21 protein-coding genes and 1 pseudogene are annotated in these 20,632 nt (G+C 69.6%); 6 read left to right on the top strand and 16 right to left on the bottom strand.

From position 1 onward, the window contains the following. Positions 1 to 8: 8 nt before the first annotated feature. The 9 genes and pseudogenes from HQ325_RS08175 to HQ325_RS08135 form a co-directional block, all read right to left on the bottom strand. Positions 9 to 1,193 carry an alpha/beta fold hydrolase gene (locus HQ325_RS08175; protein ID WP_222627949.1) on the bottom strand — a complete coding sequence of 395 codons (1,185 nt, stop codon included), beginning with the start codon at positions 1,191 to 1,193 and terminating at the stop codon, positions 9 to 11. A gap of 16 nt (positions 1,194 to 1,209) precedes the next feature. Beyond that, on the bottom strand, positions 1,210 to 2,226 hold the full coding sequence (locus HQ325_RS08170) for an NADP-dependent oxidoreductase (RefSeq protein ID WP_222627947.1): 1,017 nt from the start codon (positions 2,224 to 2,226) through the stop codon (positions 1,210 to 1,212). Positions 2,227 to 2,237: 11 nt separating this feature from the next. Continuing rightward, positions 2,238 to 3,452 (bottom strand): annotated as a pseudogene (locus tag HQ325_RS08165) (AMP-binding protein). A 13-nt stretch (positions 3,453 to 3,465) separates the two neighbouring features. Further along, on the bottom strand, positions 3,466 to 3,678 hold the full coding sequence (locus tag HQ325_RS08160; protein ID WP_222627945.1) for a hypothetical protein: 213 nt from the start codon (positions 3,676 to 3,678) through the stop codon (positions 3,466 to 3,468). Between the two features lie 56 nt (positions 3,679 to 3,734). Further along, positions 3,735 to 4,274, bottom strand: coding sequence for a DUF6584 family protein (locus tag HQ325_RS08155; protein ID WP_222627943.1), 540 nt, complete (start codon positions 4,272 to 4,274; stop codon positions 3,735 to 3,737). A gap of 8 nt (positions 4,275 to 4,282) precedes the next feature. Further along, a complete protein-coding gene (dapC, locus tag HQ325_RS08150; RefSeq protein ID WP_374107194.1) occupies positions 4,283 to 5,422 on the bottom strand; it encodes a succinyldiaminopimelate transaminase in 1,140 nt (379 codons plus the stop codon). A 2-nt stretch (positions 5,423 to 5,424) separates the two neighbouring features. Next, positions 5,425 to 5,748, bottom strand: a complete 324-nt coding sequence (gene fdxA, locus HQ325_RS08145) for a ferredoxin (RefSeq protein ID WP_222627941.1) — start codon at positions 5,746 to 5,748, stop codon at positions 5,425 to 5,427. An 11-nt stretch (positions 5,749 to 5,759) separates the two neighbouring features. Beyond that, on the bottom strand, positions 5,760 to 6,587 hold the full coding sequence (locus tag HQ325_RS08140) for a hypothetical protein (protein WP_222627939.1): 828 nt from the start codon (positions 6,585 to 6,587) through the stop codon (positions 5,760 to 5,762). Beyond that, the gene (locus HQ325_RS08135; protein WP_222629092.1) at positions 6,584 to 9,151 is read right to left on the bottom strand and encodes a bifunctional FO biosynthesis protein CofGH; all 2,568 of its coding nucleotides are present in this window, start codon (positions 9,149 to 9,151) and stop codon (positions 6,584 to 6,586) included. Before HQ325_RS08135 ends, HQ325_RS08140 begins: the two co-directional genes overlap by 4 nt. A 60-nt stretch (positions 9,152 to 9,211) precedes the next feature. On the opposite strand from HQ325_RS08135, the gene HQ325_RS08130 reads away from it, so the two are divergent. The 3 genes from HQ325_RS08130 to HQ325_RS08120 are packed head-to-tail and all read left to right on the top strand — an operon-like array spanning position 9,212 to position 12,017. Continuing rightward, positions 9,212 to 9,751 carry a PH domain-containing protein gene (locus HQ325_RS08130; protein ID WP_222627937.1) on the top strand — a complete coding sequence of 180 codons (540 nt, stop codon included), beginning with the start codon at positions 9,212 to 9,214 and terminating at the stop codon, positions 9,749 to 9,751. Further along, positions 9,748 to 11,262, top strand: coding sequence for a PH domain-containing protein (locus HQ325_RS08125; RefSeq protein WP_308014309.1), 1,515 nt, complete (start codon positions 9,748 to 9,750; stop codon positions 11,260 to 11,262). Before HQ325_RS08130 ends, HQ325_RS08125 begins: the two co-directional genes overlap by 4 nt. Then, the gene (locus HQ325_RS08120) at positions 11,259 to 12,017 is read left to right on the top strand and encodes a uracil-DNA glycosylase (RefSeq protein ID WP_308014308.1); all 759 of its coding nucleotides are present in this window, start codon (positions 11,259 to 11,261) and stop codon (positions 12,015 to 12,017) included. The genes HQ325_RS08125 and HQ325_RS08120 overlap by 4 nt, the downstream gene beginning before the upstream one ends. Here the strand turns inward: HQ325_RS08120 and HQ325_RS08115 are convergent. The 5 genes from HQ325_RS08115 to typA form a co-directional block, all read right to left on the bottom strand. Further along, complete coding sequence (locus HQ325_RS08115; protein WP_222627935.1) at positions 11,990 to 12,391, bottom strand: hypothetical protein; 402 nt, start codon at positions 12,389 to 12,391, stop codon at positions 11,990 to 11,992. The genes HQ325_RS08120 and HQ325_RS08115 overlap by 28 nt on opposite strands. Positions 12,392 to 12,419: 28 nt before the next feature. After that, positions 12,420 to 12,572, bottom strand: a complete 153-nt coding sequence (locus tag HQ325_RS08110) for a hypothetical protein (protein ID WP_222627933.1) — start codon at positions 12,570 to 12,572, stop codon at positions 12,420 to 12,422. Between the two features lie 129 nt (positions 12,573 to 12,701). After that, positions 12,702 to 13,583: an N-acetyl-1-D-myo-inositol-2-amino-2-deoxy-alpha-D-glucopyranoside deacetylase gene (gene mshB / locus HQ325_RS08105; RefSeq protein ID WP_308014307.1), complete on the bottom strand. Its 882-nt coding sequence runs from the start codon at positions 13,581 to 13,583 to the stop codon at positions 12,702 to 12,704. Further along, a complete protein-coding gene (locus HQ325_RS08100; protein ID WP_222627932.1) occupies positions 13,580 to 15,334 on the bottom strand; it encodes an ABC transporter family substrate-binding protein in 1,755 nt (584 codons plus the stop codon). Before HQ325_RS08100 ends, mshB begins: the two co-directional genes overlap by 4 nt. 2 nt (positions 15,335 to 15,336) lie before the next feature. Beyond that, complete coding sequence (gene typA, locus HQ325_RS08095) at positions 15,337 to 17,268, bottom strand: translational GTPase TypA (RefSeq protein ID WP_222627929.1); 1,932 nt, start codon at positions 17,266 to 17,268, stop codon at positions 15,337 to 15,339. A 178-nt stretch (positions 17,269 to 17,446) separates the two neighbouring features. Here typA and HQ325_RS08090 point away from each other — a divergent pair, with 178 nt between their 5' ends. After that, complete coding sequence (locus HQ325_RS08090) at positions 17,447 to 17,617, top strand: hypothetical protein (RefSeq protein WP_204866762.1); 171 nt, start codon at positions 17,447 to 17,449, stop codon at positions 17,615 to 17,617. Here the strand turns inward: HQ325_RS08090 and HQ325_RS08085 are convergent, their stop codons facing one another. After that, positions 17,618 to 18,013, bottom strand: a complete 396-nt coding sequence (locus HQ325_RS08085) for a (deoxy)nucleoside triphosphate pyrophosphohydrolase (protein WP_222627927.1) — start codon at positions 18,011 to 18,013, stop codon at positions 17,618 to 17,620. A gap of 6 nt (positions 18,014 to 18,019) precedes the next feature. On the opposite strand from HQ325_RS08085, the gene HQ325_RS08080 reads away from it, so the two are divergent. Next, on the top strand, positions 18,020 to 18,304 hold the full coding sequence (locus HQ325_RS08080; protein ID WP_222627925.1) for a 4a-hydroxytetrahydrobiopterin dehydratase: 285 nt from the start codon (positions 18,020 to 18,022) through the stop codon (positions 18,302 to 18,304). Here the strand turns inward: HQ325_RS08080 and HQ325_RS08075 are convergent. Beyond that, on the bottom strand, positions 18,252 to 19,481 hold the full coding sequence (locus HQ325_RS08075; protein ID WP_222627923.1) for a mannosyltransferase: 1,230 nt from the start codon (positions 19,479 to 19,481) through the stop codon (positions 18,252 to 18,254). The genes HQ325_RS08080 and HQ325_RS08075 overlap by 53 nt on opposite strands. Positions 19,482 to 19,832: 351 nt before the next feature. Here HQ325_RS08075 and HQ325_RS08070 point away from each other — a divergent pair, with 351 nt between their 5' ends. Beyond that, the gene (locus tag HQ325_RS08070) at positions 19,833 to 20,600 is read left to right on the top strand and encodes a hypothetical protein (protein ID WP_222627921.1); all 768 of its coding nucleotides are present in this window, start codon (positions 19,833 to 19,835) and stop codon (positions 20,598 to 20,600) included. The last annotated feature ends 32 nt before the right edge of the window (positions 20,601 to 20,632 follow it).

Genomic DNA, 20,632 nt, shown 5'->3' with positions numbered 1-20,632 from the left:
CGGTGGTCTCAGGCCACCGTCTCGTCCGGCTCGGTGACGTCGTCGATCTCGGCCGGTGTCGCGTCCGCCATGAGTTCGGTGAGCACGTCGAGCACCCGCGGGTCGGACAGCAGCGCGAGGTGCCCGGTACCGACGAGCGTGTGCAACTCCGTCATCGGCCCCCGTGCGCTGCGCAGGGTCACCAGTCCGTCTCCCACCGCGTCGGCCCACCAGGCCGTGTCGTCGGCCGCCAGGGTGGCGGCGACCGCGACGTGCCGGATGCCGGGCGCGAGTGCCACGTCGGTGGCCAGTCGCAGGTCGTCCACGCCGCGGCTGCGGACATCGAGAAGGTCGGCCCAGACCGCGGTCTGCTTCACCTTCCGCAGTGCGCGGGAGAGGTGGTACACGCCCGTCGCGAGCGGTGCGCCCTCGTGCGGTGTGCCGAGGTAGCAGGCCGTGCGCACCAGCGGCAGCCAGGTCGCTCTGCTCGCCTCGACCGCGCAGGCGCGCCGCACGACGAGGCCGCCCATCGAGTGACCGACGAGGTCGATCCGCTCGACGGGAACGGGCCAGACCGCGATCAGCTCGTCGAGGAGGCCGGCCAACGCCGCCCCGTTGTCCTCGATTCCGGCGCCCGTGTTGTACCGCAGACAGACCGCGCTGATGCCGTGCGCCGCCAGCGCCTCGCCGTAACTGCCCCGGCCGTCGTGGCGGTAGTACCAGGCCTGCTCGGTCTCGCCCAGCCCGTGCACGAGCACCGCGACGTGACCGGTGGCCTTCGGATACGCGGTGGTCAGCATCGCGGTGTCGTTCCCGACGATGCGACGCTCGTGATGCGGCCCGAGTTCCACCGTCAGGTCGTTGCCCTCGGCGGCGAGCCGATCGCCCAGCAGACCGTTGACGGCGCCGACCACGACCGATCCGGCAGCGGTGGACGTGACCGCGTGGGACACCCGGTCCTCGGGCAACAGCCGGGACACCGCGGTGACAGCCTCGGCGGCCGCCACACCGCCCCCGCGCACAGCCTCGTACACCAGGTCGGCGATGCCCTCGTTCAGGATGCGCACGGGTGCCGCGGAACGGCCCAGCACCCCGAACACCACGTCGTTGATCGCGCGGTGGGTCCCCTGGACAGGGCGGCTGAGGATGTCGATGGCCGTGGCCACGACGTCGGCAGCGCCCGCTACTTCGTTCCGATCGCGATTCGAGTGCACACGTGTACTCTAACCGTCACGCCACCTTGACGACGAGCTTGCCGAAGTTCTTGCCCTCGAGCAGCCCGAAGAACGCCTCGGGAGCGTTCTCGAGACCCTCGACCACGTCCTCCCGGTACCGGAACGATCCGTTGTCGATCCACTCGGCGACCTCGCGCAGGAAGTCCTTGTAGAGCTCCGGGACGAATTCGCTCTGGATGAAGCCGCGGATGGTCAGGCTCTTCGTCAGCACGCGCGTGAAGAAGCCGGGCAGCCGATCCGGGCCCTCCGGTGCCTGCGTGTCGTTGTACTGCGCGATCAGACCGCACACCGGCACGCGTGCGTAGAGGTTGAGCCGCGGGAGCACCGCCTTCGCGACGGCGCCGCCCACGTTCTCGAAGTAGACGTCGATGCCGTCCGGAGTCGCGGCCTTCAACTGATCCGTGAAGTCCGGGGCGCGGTGATCGACGGCGGCGTCGAAGCCGAGCTCGTCGATCAGGTACGCACACTTCTCGGGACCGCCGGCGATGCCGACGGCGCGCGCACCCTTGATCTTCGCGAACTGGCCGACGGCCGAGCCGACGGGCCCACTGGCCGCGGCGACCACGACGGTCTCCCCCGCCTTCGGCTGCCCGATCTTCGTCATGCCGGAGTACGCGGTGAAGCCCGGCATCCCCAGCACTCCCAGCGCGGTGGACACGGGCGCCTTCTCCGGATCCAGCACTCGCACGGTCGACGCGTCGACCACCGCGTGCGACTGCCACCCGGTGTAGCCGAGCACCACGGCGCCGACCGACACGGCGTCACTGCGGGACTCGATCACCTCGGAGACCGTGGCGCCCACCATCGTGTCGCCCACCTCGACGGGCTCCGCGTACGACTCGGCGTCGCTCATCCGGCCGCGCATGTACGGGTCCAGCGACAGGTACAGGGTCTTCAGCGAGACCTGACCGTCACCGACCTCGGGGAGATCGACCGTCTCGGTCCGGAAGTTCTCGGCAGTGGGTGCGCCGGTGGGACGAGAGGCCAGGACGATACGAGTGGAGGAGGTCATGTCTCCCGACGCTACTCCACCAGGTTCGTGCGGACCTTGCCCATCGCGTTCCGCGGCAACGCGTCCACCACACGCACCTCGCGTGGCCGCTCGTGCACCGAGAGCTGTTGTGCCACAGACTAGATGACGATCCGATGGAAGCCCGCCGGGTCGATCACCGCGACGTCTCCCGTCCGGAACCACCCGTCGTCCGTCCAGCAGGCCGCGGTGGCCTCCGCCCTGTTCAGGTAGCCGTCGAAGAACCGGCCGCGCACCTCCAACGAGCCGATGGACACCCCGTCGCGCGGTATCTCCGACCCGTCCTGGCCGCGAAGCCGAGTGTCGATGCCGCGCACCGGCACTCCGACCCACCCGGGACGCCGTTCACCGTCGGCGCGCGCACTCAGGGTGACGAGGGTCTCGCTCGTGCCGTAGTGCTCGATCGGCGCGAGTCCCGTGAGAGCGGCGATCGTCTCGAACACCGGCACCGGCAGTGGGGCGCTGCCCGAGATCAACAACCGGGCGTGGGACAGAGCCGCGGCGGACACCGGGTCGGCCGCCACTCGCGACCACACGGTGGGCACCCCGAAATACATCGTTCCCCGCGCCGCGGCGTACCGCTCCGCGGACGGCGTGACGGTGTGGATCACCCGACTGCCGAGTCGCAGCGGACCCAGAATTCCCAGCACGAGCCCGTGCACGTGATGGAGCGGGAGTCCGTGCACCAGGGTGTCGTTCGCCGTCCACCCCCACGCCTCGGCGAGCGCGTCGATGCCGGCGGCCAGCGCACCGCGGCTGAGGATCACGCCCTTCGGAGGGCCCGTGGTTCCCGAGGTGTAGAGCACGAGCCCGGTCGCGTCGTCGGACGGCTCCGCGTAGCTGTGCCAGGACCGTGCGTGCATGCGGACCGGGACGACGGGCAGACCGCCGTCGTGATCGGGCGCCACACCCAGCCACCCGCGGGCACCGGAGTCCGCGAGGATGTGGTCGAGTTCGGTCGGCCCCGAGTCCGGTGGCACCGGCACCACGGCCACCCCGGCGATGAGCGCGCCGACCACGGCAACGACGGTACGTGCGGTCGGTTCCGCGAGGACGGCCACCCGGTCGACGCCCATGATGCGCTCCGCCACCGACGTGGCCGCACCGAGCAGATCACGTCGAGAGAGCACCACGTCACCGACGGTGACGGCGTCGTCGACGTCGCCGCCGTGGGTGATCGCGTACGAGTTCAGAGACCGGAGCAGCACACCGAGGAGTCTCTCACGACGCCCGCGACAGCTCCGTGACCTCGACGCACGTGCAGCCCCCGGCGACCGCGGAACAATCGACGACGAGGGTGTGGCGGACGGCGTGCAGCAGAACGCAGGCGTCGTCGGTGCACTCGACCGCACCGTACGAGTGGACGACGAGCGTGCCGTGACAATGGTCGAGCGCGCCGAGACACTCGACGCATCCCGTCAGCGAATCCTTCATGACTCCATCTGTACCACCGGCCCCCGACACGTCCTCGGCCTCGCGGCGGCGCGTCGTCAGAAGAAGACGGTGAGAACGGTCGCGATGGACGCGGTGCCGATCATGGCGATCACCAGGACGGCGGCGACCATCTTCACGCCGGATCGGGACGAGACGGGAGCCTCCGACCACTCGTCGAAGGCCTCGACGTCGACGCCCTCCTGCGCGAAGTAGTGCACCTCGCCGGGCGGCTCCCACTCCTCGCCGCTGGCGCGCACCCGGGATTCGAGCACCGCCAGCCGTTCGCGCACGCGGGGCGGGTACGCCCGCGACGGCGCGTTGATGGGTAGCCGGCGCGCGAGCACCAGCGGCGTCGGGCAGGCGGCGACGAACGAGTCGAGCGCGTGCCGCACCAGCGGGTCCTCGTCGTCTCGATCGGTGAGGAACCAGGCCGCACCGGCACCGGCCGGGTCGTCCATCGCCAGGCACGCGTAGCCGAGGAGGTCGAGCGCGGGCTGCGAGGCGGCGTCCTGATCGAGCAGCGCGGTCAGGCGTTTGCGCGCACTCCACGGCTCCCCGCGAGCGAGGTCCTCCTGGGCGCGGTCGAGCGCTCCCACGGCCGGGCTCAGACCGTGAGACGGGCGACGGCGGCGGCGATGCGCTCGTCGGTCGCCGTCAGCGCGATGCGGACGTGGGTGCTGCCGTCGGGACCGTAGAATTCCCCCGGAGCGACGAGGATGCCGCGTTCGGCGAACCAGCGCACGGTGTCTCGGCACGGCTCCCCGCGCGTGGCCCACAGGTACAGGCCCGCCTCGGAATGATCGATGGTGAAGCCGGCCGCCACCACGGCGGCGGCGAGCGCGGTCCGACGATCGCGGTAGCGCTCGCGCTGGACGTTCTCGTGGTCGTCGTCGCTCAGCGCCGCGGTCATGGCAGCCTGCACAGGCAGGGGGACCATCATGCCCGCATGCTTGCGGACCGCCAGCAGCTCCGCGACCAGAGCGGGATCACCCGCGACGAACCCGGCGCGGTAGCTGGCGAGATTCGACGTCTTGGACAGCGAGTGCACGGCCAGCAGCCCGGTCGTGTCCCCACCGCACACCTCGTCGTCGAGGATCGAGACGGCGCGTCCCTCCCACGTGAGACCGAGGTAGCACTCGTCGGACACGACGATCGTGCCGCGCTCGCGCGCCCACTCGACCACCTTGCGCAGGTGTGCGACGCCGAGCACTCGGCCACTGGGATTGGACGGCGAGTTGACGAACATCAGGGACGCACGTTCGGGACCGAGGCGCGACACTCCGTCCGCGCGGAGTGTGCGGCACCCCGCGAGCAGGGCCCCGACCTCGTAGGTGGGGTACGCCAGTTCCGGGATGACGACGAGATCGTCCGGGCCGAGCGCGAGCAGCGTCGGCAGCCAGGCGATGACTTCCTTGGTGCCGATCACCGGCAGGATCGAACGCTCGTCCAGGCCGCCGATGCCGTAGCGGCGGGCGAGCGCGCCCACAGCGGCCGCCCGCAGTTCGGGTGTGCCCACTGTCGTGGGATAACCCGGCTGCGCGGAGGCCGCGGCGAGAGCGTCACGGATGACATCGGCGACCGGGTCCACCGGCGTTCCCACGGACAGGTTCACGATGCCGTGGGGATGTGACCGCGCCTGCGCGGTGACGTCGGCCAGCGTGTCCCAGGGAAACTCGGGCAGCAGACTCGCCGTGGACCGACGTTCGGTGGGCGACCGACGTGAGACGACGGGTGCGTCCGTCACGCTCAGTTCTCACCCATGGGTGGCAGAGCCTTGATGAATGCCGGATCGTGGTCGGTCTTGCCCACCTTGGCCGCGCCGCCGGGCGATCCCAGGTCGTCGAAGAAGTCGATGTTGGCGCTGACGTAGGCGGACCACTGCTCGGGGACGTCGTCCTCGTAGAAGATCGCCTCGACAGGGCACACCGGCTCGCAGGCACCACAGTCCACACACTCGTCGGGCTGGATGTAGAGCATGCGTCCACCCTCGTAGATGCAGTCGACCGGGCATTCCTCGATGCATGCCTTGTCGAGGACATCGACGCACGGTTCAGCGATCGTGTACGTCACTGGGGTTCTCCTTACCCTTTCCGTTCCATGTGCGTGTCGCGGCGCCGCAAGGACCCGCTCGACGCAGTTGTGCTGTTCTGCTCGATCCACCGGCGCCCCAGCTTCGCAGCGCGAGAGAGTGCGCCGCGCTCGCCGAAGTACCCGGCGACCGCACCGACCACGGGCAGGTTACCGAGCCATCTGTAAACGGTACGGCTGCGGGGCCGCTTGTCCAATTCGTCGGTGACTGCCTTGAGGATCTTGGTGACGGACCACAAGGTCGACAGCAGCGCGAACGGGGACCGGGACAACCGCCCGGACGGCTCGGTGACCCGGCTGTCGTCCGTGACGCCGTCGACGTCGGGTTCGGGCGCGTGGACGCTGGCGCCCCTCGGCAGTTCCCGATTGCACAGCACCGATGCGAGCAGTCGAACTTGCTCGTCCTGCTCGGTGATGCCGTATTCACGGGCGACGGCCACCAGGACGATGGCCTGATTGGCGAACCCGAGGACGTCGCCGAGCGGAAGTCGGCGGGCGAGCACACCGAAGATGCCGGGGAACGCCACCGCAACGGTGCCGATGCCGCCGACGCGGCCGACCCACCACGAGACGCGCTGGTCGACGGTCATCGACTCCCACGCCTTGGTTCCCGGCGTGTCGGCGGCGTCGAACACCGAGGCCACGGCGTTCAGGGCGGCGTCGACCTTGGTGCCGCTCGCGTCCGCCTGCTCGCGGAAGGTGCGCTTCTTGAGGCCGAGCGGGTCGCGGTCCGCGAGCAGTTCGAGTACCGGCACGATGACGCGCACGGCGGCCTTGAGAACTCCGGCGACGCGCTCGTCGCCCAATCGATCAGCGCTCATGCTGCTTCCGTCCGGTCTGCGTAGGCGGTGGTGCGCTCGACTGCGCGTCGTCCGATTCCCTCGGCGATCGCGTGTAGTTCCTCGACGGTCTTCTCCGATCCGTGCTGCGATCCCGCCATCCGCGAGATCGTCTCCTCCATCAGCGTGCCACCCAGGTCGTTGGCGCCGCCGTTCAGCATCACCCGAGTTCCCGTCACGCCGAGTTTCACCCAGCTCGTCTGGATGTTGTCGATGCGGCCGTGGAGCATGATCCGCGCGAGCGCGTGCACGGCGCGGTTGTCCCGCTGTGTCGGTCCCGGCCGAGATGCACCGGCGAGATACAGCGGTGAACTCTGATGCACGAACGGCAACGGAACGAACTCGGTGAATCCGCCGGTTCGGTCCTGGATGCGCTTGAGCACGTTCAGATGCCCCACCCAGTGCGACGGGTTGTCGACGTGGCCGTACATCATCGTCGAGCTCGACCGCAATCCCACCTCGTGCGCCGTGGTGACGACGTCGATCCACGTCTGCGCGGGCAGCTTGCCCTTGGTGAGTACCCAGCGGACCTCGTCGTCGAGAATCTCCGCCGCCGTACCGGGGATGGTGTCCAGCCCCGCCTCCCGCAGTTCGGTCAACCAGTCGCGCACCGACTGGCCCCCGCGCGAGGCCCCGTTGACGATCTCCATGGGCGAGAAGGCGTGCACGTGCATCGACGGCACCCGCGCCTTCACCGCGCGCACGAGATCGGCATAGCCGGTCACGGGGAGCTCCGGATCGATGCCACCCTGCATGCAGACCTCGGTGGCGCCGAGGACGTGTGCCTCCCAGGCACGGTCCGCGACCTCGCTGGTCGACAGCGAGAACGCGTCGGCGTCACCCTTGCGTTGCGCGAACGCGCAGAAACGGCAGCCGGTGTAGCAGATGTTGGTGAAGTTGATGTTCCGGTTCACGACGTACGTGACGTCGTCACCGACGACGTCACGGCGCAGCTGATCGGCGAACGCGGTCACAGCGTCGAGCGCCGCACCCTCGGCGGTGGCCAGTGCGAGGTACTCCTCGTCGGTGCAGTTGCCGGGATCCTTCTCCGCGGCGCGCAGCGCGGCGACCACGTCGCGGTCGACGCTGTCCAGCGTCGCCAGGTGCGCCACCTGCTCACGGATGGACTCCCAGTCACCGAACGCGCTGCCCATGTCGCTGCGTGTCTCGGTGTTCCGGCCCTCGGTGTCGATGCCGGTGTTGAGGTCGACGCGGCCGGTGGACTCCCACACCTCGTCGGGTTCCTGCCACGGCAGGCCGGACGGGATCGTCTCGGGCACCGCCAGTCCCGTCGCGCCGTCGGCGAGCGCGTGCACGTGTGCCGAGATCCGCGGATCGATCCACGGGGAGCCGGCCAGGACGTACCTCGGCTGCACCGCCGTGCGTTCGGTCAGGGTGAAGCCGGCGTCCGCGGACAGCTGCGCGAGCGTGTCGAGATTCGGCCACGGCCGCTCGGGATTGACGTGATCGGGAGTGAGCGGCGAGACGCCACCCCAGTCGTCGACGCCCGCGGCGAGCAACGCCGCGCATTCCTGCGCGGAGACCAGGTTCGGCGGAGCCTGAATGCGCATGGCCGGGCCGAGAAGGATGCGGGACACGGCGATGGTGGCGAGAAACTCCTCCAGGCCGGCATCGGGTGCGGAGCGCATCGCGGTGTCGTCCTTGGCCAGGAAGTTCTGCACGATGACTTCCTGGACATGACCGAAAGCCTTGTGCGACTTGCGGATCGCCATGATCGACTCGGCGCGGTCGCGGATCGTCTCGCCGATGCCCACGAGGATGCCGGTGGTGAACGGAACGGTGAGTCGGCCGGCGTCGGTGAGCACGCGCAGTCGCACCTCGGGGTCCTTGTCGGGACTGCCGTAGTGCGCCTGCCCCTTCTCCTCGAACAGTCGCCGCGAGGTGGTCTCGAGCATCATGCCCATCGACGGGGCGACCGGCTTGAGGCGCGACATCTCCTCCCAACTCATCACTCCGGGATTGAGGTGCGGGAGCAGACCCGTCTCCTCGAGCACGCGGATCGACATCGCCCGCAGGTAGTCGAGCGTGGAGTCGTAGCCGCGCGCGTCCAACCACTCCTGCGCCTCGGGCCAGCGGGCCTCGGGGCGGTCACCGAGCGTGAACAACGCTTCCTTGCATCCCAGTTCGGCACCGCGCCGGGCGATGTCGAGCACCTCGTCGGCCTCGAGGAACATCCCGTGTCCCTCGGCGCGCAGCTTGCCAGGGACCGTCACGAACGTGCAGTAGTGGCACGTGTCGCGGCACAGCCGGGTGAGCGGAATGAACACCTTGCGCGAGTAGGTCACCGTGCCGGGTCGGTTCTCGGCCAGCAGACCCGCGTCCCGCACCCGCGCCGCGGACGCGCACAGATCGGTCAGGTCGTCGCCGCGGGCGTGCAGCAGGGTGGTCGCCTCGTCGACACTGATCACCACACCGTCGCGGGCGCGGCGCAGCGCACGCCGCAGGGCCGATGCGGTCGGTGCCGGGCTGTCGGGAGGCGTCACTCGGGTGTCGGCGCGCGCGGGAGTACTCGGATCGGGCAACATCGTCACCGTTCGATCATGCGCCCTCCGGCCGGAGGCGTGCCACAGCAGGGGTGATGCGACGTGTCCGAGAAAGAGAACACCGGGACGGCGAACAGTTCCGGTGTGGTCCTCACCGATCCCGCGCATCGCCCCGATCCGCGGGCGAAGATTCTGTGGGCCGTGGCCGCCGCCCTGCTGTGGCTCCCGGTGGCCGTCGCCGTGATCGTGTGGGCCGTGGTGCTCGCGGTGAACGTCGAGAGCCCGTCCTGGACGCCCGTGGTGGCCGCTGCCGTCGCCGTGGTGGTCCTCGCGGCAGCGCACGTGACCATCGCGCCGCAGTGGCGGTACCGGGTGCACCGCTGGGAACTGAGCGACACCGCCGTCCACACGCGCACCGGCTGGGTGACTCAGGAACGGCGCATCGCTCCCCTGTCACGAGTGCAGACCGTCGACACCGAGCGCGGACCGCTCGACCGGGCACTCGGGCTGGCGACGGTGACGGTGACGACCGCGTCGTCCGCCGGAGCTCTGGAGATCGCCGGGCTCGATCTCGCGACCGCGGATCGCACCGTCGCCGCCATCACCGCGGCGGCCGCACGCTCGCGAGGTGACGCCACGTGACGCAGGACGCAGGGGTGCGCGTCGACGAGTTGCCGTGGCTGCGACTCGACAAGCGCATGCTCCTGATCCACCCGGTCACCGAGCTGGTCCGCCTGCTACCGGTGCTGCTGCTGTCCCTCGTCCTCGGATCACAGAGCGGCACACACGTCTGGGGCCTGGTCGTCGTGATCCTGCTCGTGGGCGCGGCGATCCTGCGGTGGTTCACCACCGGGTACCGCATCGGTTCCGACGACGTCCAGCTGCGCCGCGGGCTGTTCCAGAAGAAGGTGCTGTCCATCCCGCGTGGACGCGTCCGCAGTGTGGACGTCCGGGCCGGCCCGCTGCACCGACTCCTGGGGCTGTCGATCCTCACCGTGGGCACCGGTCAGCAGAAGTCGGACAAGGCGGACGCGTTCGAGCTGAACGCCCTTGCCTCCGACCTGGTCACCGCCCTGCGTGAGGAGTTGCTGGCGGGCACCGGGCAGACCGTGGGAGGGGGCCCGGCGGTGGTGACCGAACCCGTCGTGGAACCCGAACGTGAGATCGCCCACTTCCGCACCGGCTGGGTCCGATTCGCCCCGTTCACGGCCACGGGCATCGTCGTCGTCGGTGCCGGATTCGGGCTCGTGTTCCAGTCCGGGTTCGCCGGTGACATCGCCTCCTCGCCCGCTCTGGACGACACTTATCAGGCCGTCCTGCGCCTCGGCATCGTGGTCGCGGTGGTCATCGCCGCGGCCCTGTTGCTCGTCGTGTCGAGCATCGTCTCCGTGGTGCGCTACCTGCTCGTCTACGGCAACCTCACCGTGACCGACGACGGCACCAGGCTCCGCGTCGGCCACGGACTGCTGTCGACGCGGCACACGACGCTGGACCGCGACCGCCTCCGCGGCGCGACGCTGCGTCGACCGCTGGTCCTGCGGTGGGCGCGCGGAGCACGCCTCGACGCCGTCATGACCGGGGTGTCCGCCTCGGAGAAGGAGTCGTCGCTGCTCCTGCCGCCCGCTCCCCTTCCGGCCGCCCACCGCACGATGGACGACGTGCTGGCGGGTATGCCGGAGAGTGCGTCGGCCACGACGACACTGCAGAAGCACGGACCGGCGGCCCTGCGGCGCAGGCTCACCCGCGCCGTCGTACCGGTTCTGCTGGTCGTTGTCGCACTCCTCGTGGTCCGGTCGACCGGCCGGGACGTTCCGATCGCCGCGTGGATCGGCGTCGCGCTCCTCGTGGTGGCGGCCGTCGCCCTGGCGCTCGACCGGTACGCCGCCCTGGGCCACCGTGCTCAACCGGGAGTACTCGTCACCGAGCACGGCAGCCTCGACCGGCGGCGCGTCGTCCTCGACACCGACGGCGTGGTCGCGTGGGGTGTCCGGCAGACCTTCTTCCAGCGACGCGCCGGTGTCGCGACCATCGTGGCCGCCACCGCTGCCGGCACGGGCCGCTACACGGTCCTCGACGTACCCGCCGACCACGCGTGGTCGATCGTCGAGTGCGCACAGCCCGGTGCCGGCGACGTCTGGGTGGAGCGCCCGTGACACCCGCCGCCGACTCTCCCCGGACCATCCCCGAACTCGATGTGGCGGTGTCGGAGTGCCGCGCGTGTCCGCGTCTGGTGGAGTGGCGTGAGCTCGTGGCGCGCGAGAAACGTGCCGCGTTCCGCGACGAGACCTACTGGGGCCGACCGGTTCCGGGTTTCGGCCCCGTCGACGCACGGCTGCTGATCGTCGGCCTCGCGCCGGCTGCGCACGGCGCGAACCGCACCGGGCGGATGTTCACCGGCGACCGCAGCGGCGACGTTCTCTACGCGGCCATGCACGCCGTCGGCCTCGCGACGCAGCCCACCGCGACCCACATCGCCGACGGCCTCGAGCTGATCGGCACCCGCATCACCTCACCGGTGCACTGCGCTCCCCCGGCCAACAAGCCGACACCGGAGGAACGGGACCGGTGCCGCCACTGGTTGGAGACGGAACTGCACATCCTGGCACCGACCGTTCGGGCCGTGATGGTCCTGGGCGGATTCGGCTGGCAGGCACTGCTTCCAGTCCTCGACGGCGCGGGATGGACCATCCCCCGGCCGCGCCCGAAGTTCGGCCACGGTGCGCACGTCGTGCTGACCTCCCCCGAGAAGGAGTTGCCGGACCTCCATCTGTTCGGGTGCTTCCACGTGAGCCAGCAGAACACCTTCACGGGACGACTCACGCCGGCCATGGTGGAGCAGGTGCTCACCGCGGCTGCCGATGCCGCCGGGATCGACCGGGGTCAGGGGCGTCCGAGTTCGGCGAACTGACCCATCCGCAGCGCGAACAGTTGCACCACAGCAGGAAGCAGCCCGCCTGCCACGAGGACCAGGGTGCGCCAGTCGGCCACGACGAGGACGTCTCCACCCGGTCCCCCCAGCATGGCCAGCACCAGACCCACGAAGAATCCCGCGACCGGGAGAGCGGCGCGGGAGACGTTGTGCGTCACGGAGAACGCGACCCTGACGAGGATCACCACGACGATGCCGGCGAGGACCCCACTGATCGGGAACGGAGTACGTCCGAGATACAGCGGGAGGTACAGCACTGCCAGGACGGCGACCAGGAACCCGTCGAGCACCAGTGCGCCCACGATCGACGCCTTGATGCCCGACACCACGCCCTCCCCGGCGTGGCCCGTCATCGCGCGGGTCCTGTCAGCGTCCCCGAAGTCAGCGAGGAGGGAACCCGATCGACGTGAGGTAGTTGCTCACGAACGTCGCGAAGTTGCCCACGGAGTTCAGGTAGATCTCGCGCTGCAGATCGGCTGTGGGTCGCAGGGAATCCACGAACGCCACGATGGCGTACTGAAGATCGAAATTCATGGGGGGAGCTCCTTCGAGTCGAACTCACCGGGTACGTCCGACCCCGTCCGGTGATGCCGCTCACAGCATAACCCGGCACCGAGCCCGCTTCCGACCCGCACGTCGTCCCCGCGACGACATTGGGACTCGTCACACGATCCCCGCGAAGAGGTCGGTCTCGCGCCCCGACGAGTCGACCGGCCCGAGGTCGCCTCGGACGAGGACGTACTGCTCGTCCTCGAGGACAGGCTGTGCGATGTCGTTCGACAGTGCGTAGACCCGACCGGACTCCGAGACGGTGACCTGAGTTCGGTGCGCCCGCAACGCGCGTCGCTTGAGATCGAGCACCGGACGAACGTCGACGGACGTGGTGACGGTGTCGTCGGGCACGCTCGGCAGCTCGCCCTCGACCGGCATCCGCCACTGCGGCGGAATGGCGCCGAGGTCACCGAGGCCTGCGGTCAGCTGATCCGAACCGGTGACCGTCCAGTACATCTTGTCCACCGACCAGGCCGGCCCCGTCTCGGCGAACCGGGCGCCGTCGTCGGCCGCCTCGACGGCCAGTCCGGCGAGCCGATGCACCTGCATGTGATCCGGGTGGCCGTAGCCGCCCTCGGGGTCGTAGGCCACGAGGACCTGCGGGCGCACGTCCCGGATGACCTCGACCATCGCGCCGACGGCCTCGTCCTGGTCGGCGTTGACGAAGGCACGCGGATGGCGTGCTGCGGGAGTTCCGGCCATTCCCGAGTCGCGCCAACGCCCGGCACCGCCGAGAAATCGCGGCGGCCGGCATCCGAGCGCCTCGAGAGCCACGGTCAGCTCGTGGATGCGGTACCCGCCCAACTGATCCGCGTGGTCCGCGACCAGTCCGGCCCACGTGTCACCGATCACCTCACCCTCCTCGCCGAGCGAGCAGGTCAGGACAGTCACGTCCACGCCCGCCCGCACGGCGCGGGCGATGGTGCCGCCGGTGGTGATGGTCTCGTCGTCGGGGTGCGCATGGACGACCAGCATCCGGGGCCGCTCCGTCACGGCGTCACCCGCATCCAGTCGTTCGCGTCCCCGAACACACCGAGCTCGATGGGCCCCGTGAGCGTCGCGCCGCTCACGCCGGGCCCGACGGCGACGACAGAACTGTCCTGCGCGATGGGAAGCACGGTGTGCAGGTTCCACAGCTGCGGCTGTGCCGCGATGACGGCCTCGGTCGGGTTCACGTCGCCTCTCAGGCTCTGGTCCATCACCGGCTCGAGCGACGGATCGCAGACTCCGGAGAGGTTGCTCGCCGCCACCGGGTCGGCGTCGGCATCGGGCGCCGTCGTCGTGGACGACGCGAGATCGGGTGCGGCACATCCGTAGCGGGACGACCAGGCCGTCGCGACGTCGGTACCCACGTGGCTCCATCCGACGACGGCGTCGACGGTGCCCTCGAGGAGCGCGGTGCCGTACAACTCCTCCGGGTCGGTGGGAGCGACGCTCGCGTCGACACCCGCGTCCCGGAGTTGGTCGGCCGCCGTGTTGGCGACGGCGACGGCGACGGCGTCGTTCTCGGGAGCGCCGATCACGACGGTCAGCGCCCGCGTGGTGCCCGGCACCGGTGTCGTGGTCGCGGTGGGTTGACCCGAGGTGGGGGCGAGAGCGGGCGGTAACGGCACCGGAACGAAGCCCGCGTCGGCGAGCAGCTGCAGCGCCTCGTCCCGCGGGAGAGCCTGCGGAGCCGTGGGGACATAGCCGGGCTGGGACGGCGAGAGAACCTGCGCACGAACGGTGTCCGCCGCGGTGCCGGTGCCCGACGCGACGGTGGACAGCAGGTCCACGTCCAGCAGACCCATGACGCCGCGGCGCACCTCGGCGTCCGCGAGCTCCGGCACCCGGCCGTTCAGCGTCAGCTCCAGGGTCCGCGACCGGAATCGGGTGTCCGTGCGGACATTGGGGATGGCGCCCAGCTGCGCGAGTGTCGCCGAGCCTCCGCGCACCTCGGCGATCTGTGCGTCGCCCGAGCGCATCGAGTCGGCCAGCTGGGCGTCGCTGCCCCCGCGCCGGAGCAGTATCTGATCGGGTGTCGAGGGCGACCCCCAGTAACGGTCGTTGCGCTCGAGCAGGATCTCGTCGCGACCACGATCGATCGACTCGATCCGGAAGTGTCCGCCGGAGACGGACACGTTGTCGCGCAGGCCCCGTTCGAAGCCGCCGAGGGAGTCCTTGAGCAGGTGTGAGGGCAGCAGGTTCGCGAACAGCTCACGCCACGCGGGGTACGGCGTCGTCATCGTGACGGTGACGGTCTTGCCGCCGTCCGACGACGCGATGTCGTCGATCGCCTCGTAGCCTGCGGGATCCACCACGCCGGGAGCATCGATCATCTGTTGCCAGAGGTAGCGGAAGTCCTCGGCCGCAATGGGGGCACCGTCCGACCACTGCGACTCGTTGCGGAGTCGGTAGGTGATGGTGAACGGTGCCTGCGAGGTGACCTCGGCGGAGAGGAGCAGGGACGCGTCGGGAAGCCACTCGACCCCCGAACCCACCGCCGCGGGACGGAAAGGGCTGGGCAACACCAGCGTCGACACCGCAGTGTTGGCGGGCGACTGGTCGGCGAGAAGGTGCGGGTTGAATCCCGTGCCGACGTCGTCGATCGCGACGACGACCGGATTTCCGGTGGCTGCGGGCGCGGCCGGAGGAGTCGTCGTCGCCGTCTCGGTGCTCTGGATCGGCGGCGGCGGGTCAGCCGTGCACGCCGACAGCGCGAGCAGGGCAGCGGCCAGCGCCGCACCCACCCGTGCCACCGACATGATTACAGAGCAGCCTTGTCACGCGACTTGCTACGCGAACGCTCACGCGCACGCTCGTTCGAGTCCAGGTGCACCTTGCGCACGCGGACGACCTCGGGTGTGACCTCGACGCACTCGTCGCCGGCGCAGAACTCCATTGCCATCTCGAGATCGAGCTTCTTCGGCTTGGCGAGGGTCTCCATGACGTCGGCGGAGGACTGACGCATGTTGGTCAGCTTCTTCTCGCGGGTGACGTTGATGTCGAGATCCTCCTGGCGGGGGTTGATGCCCACCACCATGCCCTCGTAGGTGTCGGCACCCGGCTCGACGAAGAACGTGCCGCGGTCGGCCAGCTGGATCATGGCGAACGGGGTGACGCTGCCCTGACGGTCCGAGACGAGCGAGCCGGTGTGGCGCGCACGGATCTCGCCGGCCCACGGTGCGTACCCGTGGAAGACGGCGTTGGCGATGCCGGTGCCGCGCGTGTCCGTGAGGAAGTCCGTGCGGAAACCGATGAGACCGCGCGAGGGGACGATGAACTCCATGCGAACCCAGCCTGCGCCGTGGTTCGTCATCTGGACCATCTTCCCCTTGCGGGCGGCGAGCAGCTGCGTGACGCCACCGAGGTACTCCTCGGGAGTGTCGATGGTGAGCTCCTCGAAGGGCTCGTGCAGCTTGCCGTCGACCTGGCGGGTGACCACCTGTGGCTTGCCGACGGTGAGCTCGAAGCCCTCACGGCGCATCTGCTCGACCAGGATGGCGAGCGCGAGCTCGCCACGACCCTGGACCTCCCACGCATCGGGACGACCGATGTCGAGGACCTTGAGCGAGACGTTGCCGATGAGCTCCTGATCCAGGCGCGCCTTGACCATGCGGGAGGTCAGCTTGTGGCCGCTGACGCGTCCGACGAGCGGACTGGTGTTGGTGCCGATGGTGACCGAGATGGCCGGCTGGTCGACGGTGATGCGCGGCAGGGCGACCGGATTCTCCAGGTCGGCGAGGGTGTCGCCGATCATGATGTCCGGGAAGCCCGCGACGGCGACGATGTCGCCCGCGACACCCTTCTGGCCGGGGACGCGCTCGACACCGATGGTGTTCAGCAGCTCGGTGATCTTCGTCTTCTGCACGACGGGTTCTCCGTCGACCTCGCGCATCCAGCTCACGGTCTGGCCCTTGTTCAGCTCACCGTTGTGGATACGGACCAGGGCGAGACGACCGAGGAAGGCCGACGCGTCGAGGTTGGTGACGTGCGCCTGCAACGGAGCGTCGACGTTGCCCTTGGGCGCCGGGATGTAGCTGAGCAGGATCTCGAAGAGCTCGTCGAGGTTCTCGGCGTCCGGTGCGTGGCCGTTCTCCGGCTGCTTCGTCGACGCCTTGCCCTCGCGGCCCGAGGCGTACAGGACCGGCAGGTCGAGTGCGAGCTCGGCAGCTTCGGATGCTTCGTCGTCCAGATCCGACGCGAGGTCGAGGAGCAGGTCGTGGCTCTCGGAGACGACTTCCTCGATACGCGCGTCGGGACGGTCGGTCTTGTTGACCACGAGAATGACGGGAAGCGACGCGGCGAGCGCCTTGCGGAGCACGAAGCGCGTCTGCGGCAGCGGTCCCTCGGAGGCGTCGACGAGCAGCACGACACCGTCGACCATGGACAGGCCGCGCTCGACCTCGCCACCGAAGTCGGCGTGGCCGGGGGTGTCGATCACGTTGATGACGGTGGTGCTGCCGTCGGCATTGCGCTTGTGCACGGCCGTGTTCTTGGCCAGGATCGTGATGCCCTTCTCCTTCTCCAGGTCACCCGAGTCCATCACGCGGTCGATGGCCTCGGCGCGTTCCTCGAAGGCACCGGACTGGCGCAGCATCGCGTCGACGAGCGTGGTCTTGCCGTGGTCGACGTGCGCGACGATGGCGACGTTGCGGAAGGTGGTGGGTACGGTCTGACTGGCGGTGGGGCTGGTCACGCGTGAAATCTCCTGGGTCGAATGCGGGGTGAAGAGCGAGCGGCTTCCTCTCCCAGAGAGCGCGCTGCGTCGCCGACGAGAAGCGCGACCGGATCAGTTTACTCGGTCTACTCGGGTGACGGCGGTCACGCAGGCCGGGACGGTCGGCACGGGCTCCACCTCAGGGTACCCTCACCCGATGTCCTCGGCATCGAAGGTCGCTCGCGGCAAGGCCAAGAAGAAGTGCTGCCGCAGCAAGACTCGCTGTCTGACGTGTCCGGTGGTGATCATGCGGATGAAGAAACTGGAACAGGCAGGTGTCACGGGCAAGGATCTGAAGAAGGGCCTGAAGAAGGCCCGCGCGGCCTGACTACAGCAGCGCCGCGAGATCCGGCAACCACGCGGTGTCCGCCGGCACCAGATCGACTCTGTGCAGATCTGCCGCGTCCACCCAGCGCAGGGCCTCGTGCTCGAGCGCCGTCGCCGTCCCCGAGAACCGCGTGACCGCGTAGGCGCGCAGTGTCAGCGTCGCCGACAGTGCGACATCGACGCCGACGGGATCACCGACGGTGACCTCGATGCCCAGTTCCTCGCGCAGTTCTCGGACCAGCGCGTTCTCGGGAGTCTCGCCGGGGTCCACCTTGCCGCCGGGCAGCTCCCACAGCCCCGCCAGTTCCGGCGGGGAAGCGCGCCGTGCGAGAAGCAGGTGTCCGTTCTCGACGAGGGCGCCCGCGACCACCAGCACGGGCTCGGGAACTGGCACCATCGCAGTATGGCCGACTTGTTGAACGACACGGAGATCGACGACGCACTCACCCGCCTCGCCGACTGGCAGCGCGACGGGGACGCACTGGTCCGCACCATCGAGTCCGCGAACTTCCCGGACGCGATCGACCTCGTCCGGCGAGTCGCGGAGGAGGCCGAGTCGGCGGACCATCACCCGGACATCGACATCCGTTGGCGTTCGGTGACCTACCGGCTGTCGACCCACTCCGCCGGCGGACTCACCGGGAAGGACGTGCTGCTGGCAGCCGCGATCGACCGCCTTGCGAGGTGACACGGCGGCCGACCACCGCGATCCAGACGAAGAGAGCCAGGGTGCCGACGGCGTAGACCGATCCCGCCAGAGCGAGCGGCCACGGACGCGAGATGTCCCAGATCGACGGTTGTTCGAAGCTGAGGATCCACGGCACGCCGATCAGCGTGACCACGAGCCAGTACCCCGCGAGCACGCGTGCGCCCGGCGCACCCGACAACGGACCGTGCATCAGCCAGATCAGCATGGGCACCACCCACACCCAGTGGTGGGACCAGGAGATCGGCGAGATCATCAGGCCGACGAACGACACGATGACGAGCGTCCCCAGGCGATCGTCGCGCGCCAGGGTCCGCCAGGCCAGGAACGCCGCCGCGAGCACCACGGCCGCCGCGACCAGCCACACCGGCCCCTGACCGACGTCCTGCCCTGCCACGCGCGACAGCGCTCCGCGCAGCGACTGGTTCCACACCGAGCCGACGGGACCGATCCGGTCCGCGTCGCCCAGCAGGGTGGTGAAGTATGTGGTCGCCGCGGGTCCGACGAGCAGGAAGCTGACGACGACCGTCGCTGCGAACGCGACGGCCGAGAAGGCGGCGGCCGCCCACCGACGCTGCGCCAGGAAGTAGAGGCCCGTGATGGCGGGGGTGAGCTTGACGCCTGCCGCGACACCGACCAGTGCCCCCGACAGCCACCAGCGGGCACTGCGGGCCGCGAGCATCGCCAGCAGGACCAGGAACACGTTGACCTGGCCGTAGTCCAGTGTGGTGCGCATCGACTCGGTCCACAGGCCCACCGTCGTCCAGAGCACCGCCGCGCGGCGGCCGGACCACGGGCCGGTTCCGACCATTCCCTGGGCGAGTCGCACCACCGCGTACAGCGCGGCGATCGTGGCGATCATCCACCCCGCTCCCACCACCGGGAACGGCAGGAAGTGCAGCGGGTAGAACACCAGCGCGGCGAACGGTGGGTAGGTGAAGGGCAGGGGGAAGTCGGGGGTCTCCTCCGAGTACGTGAAGTCGTACAGATCGCCGCTGAAAAGGCGGGCCGATCCGTCGACGTACACGTGGAGATCGACCCAGTTGCTGCCGTTGGGGGTCGCGACGGTCCACACCACGCGCAGGATCAGCGAGAGCACGAACAGGGCCGGTGCTGCTGCCAGCACCGCACGTCCGGCCGATCGCTGTACTTCACTCACGGGTGCTCTTCCGATCGACGGGGGTCGAAGCCACGGGGCAGCCTATCGGCACGCTCCGACGTGACTCGTCCGCACCAAGGAGCCGCCACGTTGTCATGCGACACGGCTCACAGCAGTAACGATCGCATCACTGTTCACTCTGACAACACCAGACACTTCATTAACAGACTACGGTTCGAATCGCGGCGAGCGACACGGGTCGATCGACCGGCGAGCTGCTGTACAACCGTCACTCCGTGTACATAGAGTGACCCCGCGCCCGACCGCCTCGCACGGCGGCACCGGACAGGTAGTGCATCGTGGGTCGTCCTCGGATCGAGTCGAGGCGGCCGGAGAAGAAACGGGGACATCATGCGGGACATCGGGACAACGGGAACGCGCGTCGCAGCGCGGCGTGTTCTGGGCGGAGTGGCCGTCGCGGCTGCGTGTGCCTTCGTCGCACCCGCTGCGGCAGGCGCAGCACCCGCACCCGTCCTGCCGCTGCCCGCCGAGGCACCGGTGGTGCCGGGCTACGAGGCACTGGCCGCACTGGCACCGACCCTGCTCGACGCCGCGGAGCGCGATGCCGCGTCGCCGCAGAGCGATCTCCTGGTGCGCGCGAAGGCACTGCTCGCCACGGCCCCGCTGTCGGACCAGGCGAAGCGCATTCTGAGCAGCATCATCACGTTCCTGGACGGCAGCGGCGGTGGCGGCCCGGAGATCCCCGAGAACGGCCCGGTCATCTCCCAGTTCTTCTACCCCACCGTCGGCAAGGGCTGCATCTCCGCCACGGCCGACTCCGTCGCGAGCGCGCTCGCGGTGCCCGGCCCTGCTCAGCTGCCGCCTCCCGGACCCGGTGCCGGTCAGGCCGGCTTCGTCTTCACGGCGCTCGGCACCGCGCCGCTCGCCGACGTGCAGGCAGCGCCGTTGACCGCGAACTGGGTCAATGTCGACACCGGCCGCACCGGTGCGACCGTGCTCACCGGTGCTGCGGGAATCAATCCCGACGGTCCGGCCACGCTCTCGGCACTCGCGGACACCGGGACCGGCCGCGTGCTGGCCGCCGTCTCCGGGTCGATCAGCACCGAGGCCGGCATCACGTGCAGTTTCCTGCCGACCATCGGCGCCTTCGTCGTCTGACGATCACGACGAGACCGGCGGTCAGGAACCGA

This window comes from Rhodococcus sp. BP-349 (assembly GCF_019835845.1).
Lineage (GTDB): Bacteria > Actinomycetota > Actinomycetes > Mycobacteriales > Mycobacteriaceae > Rhodococcoides.
The sequence above is the reverse complement of the archived record's forward strand: the minus strand, read 5'-3'. Positions and strand labels throughout refer to the sequence as shown.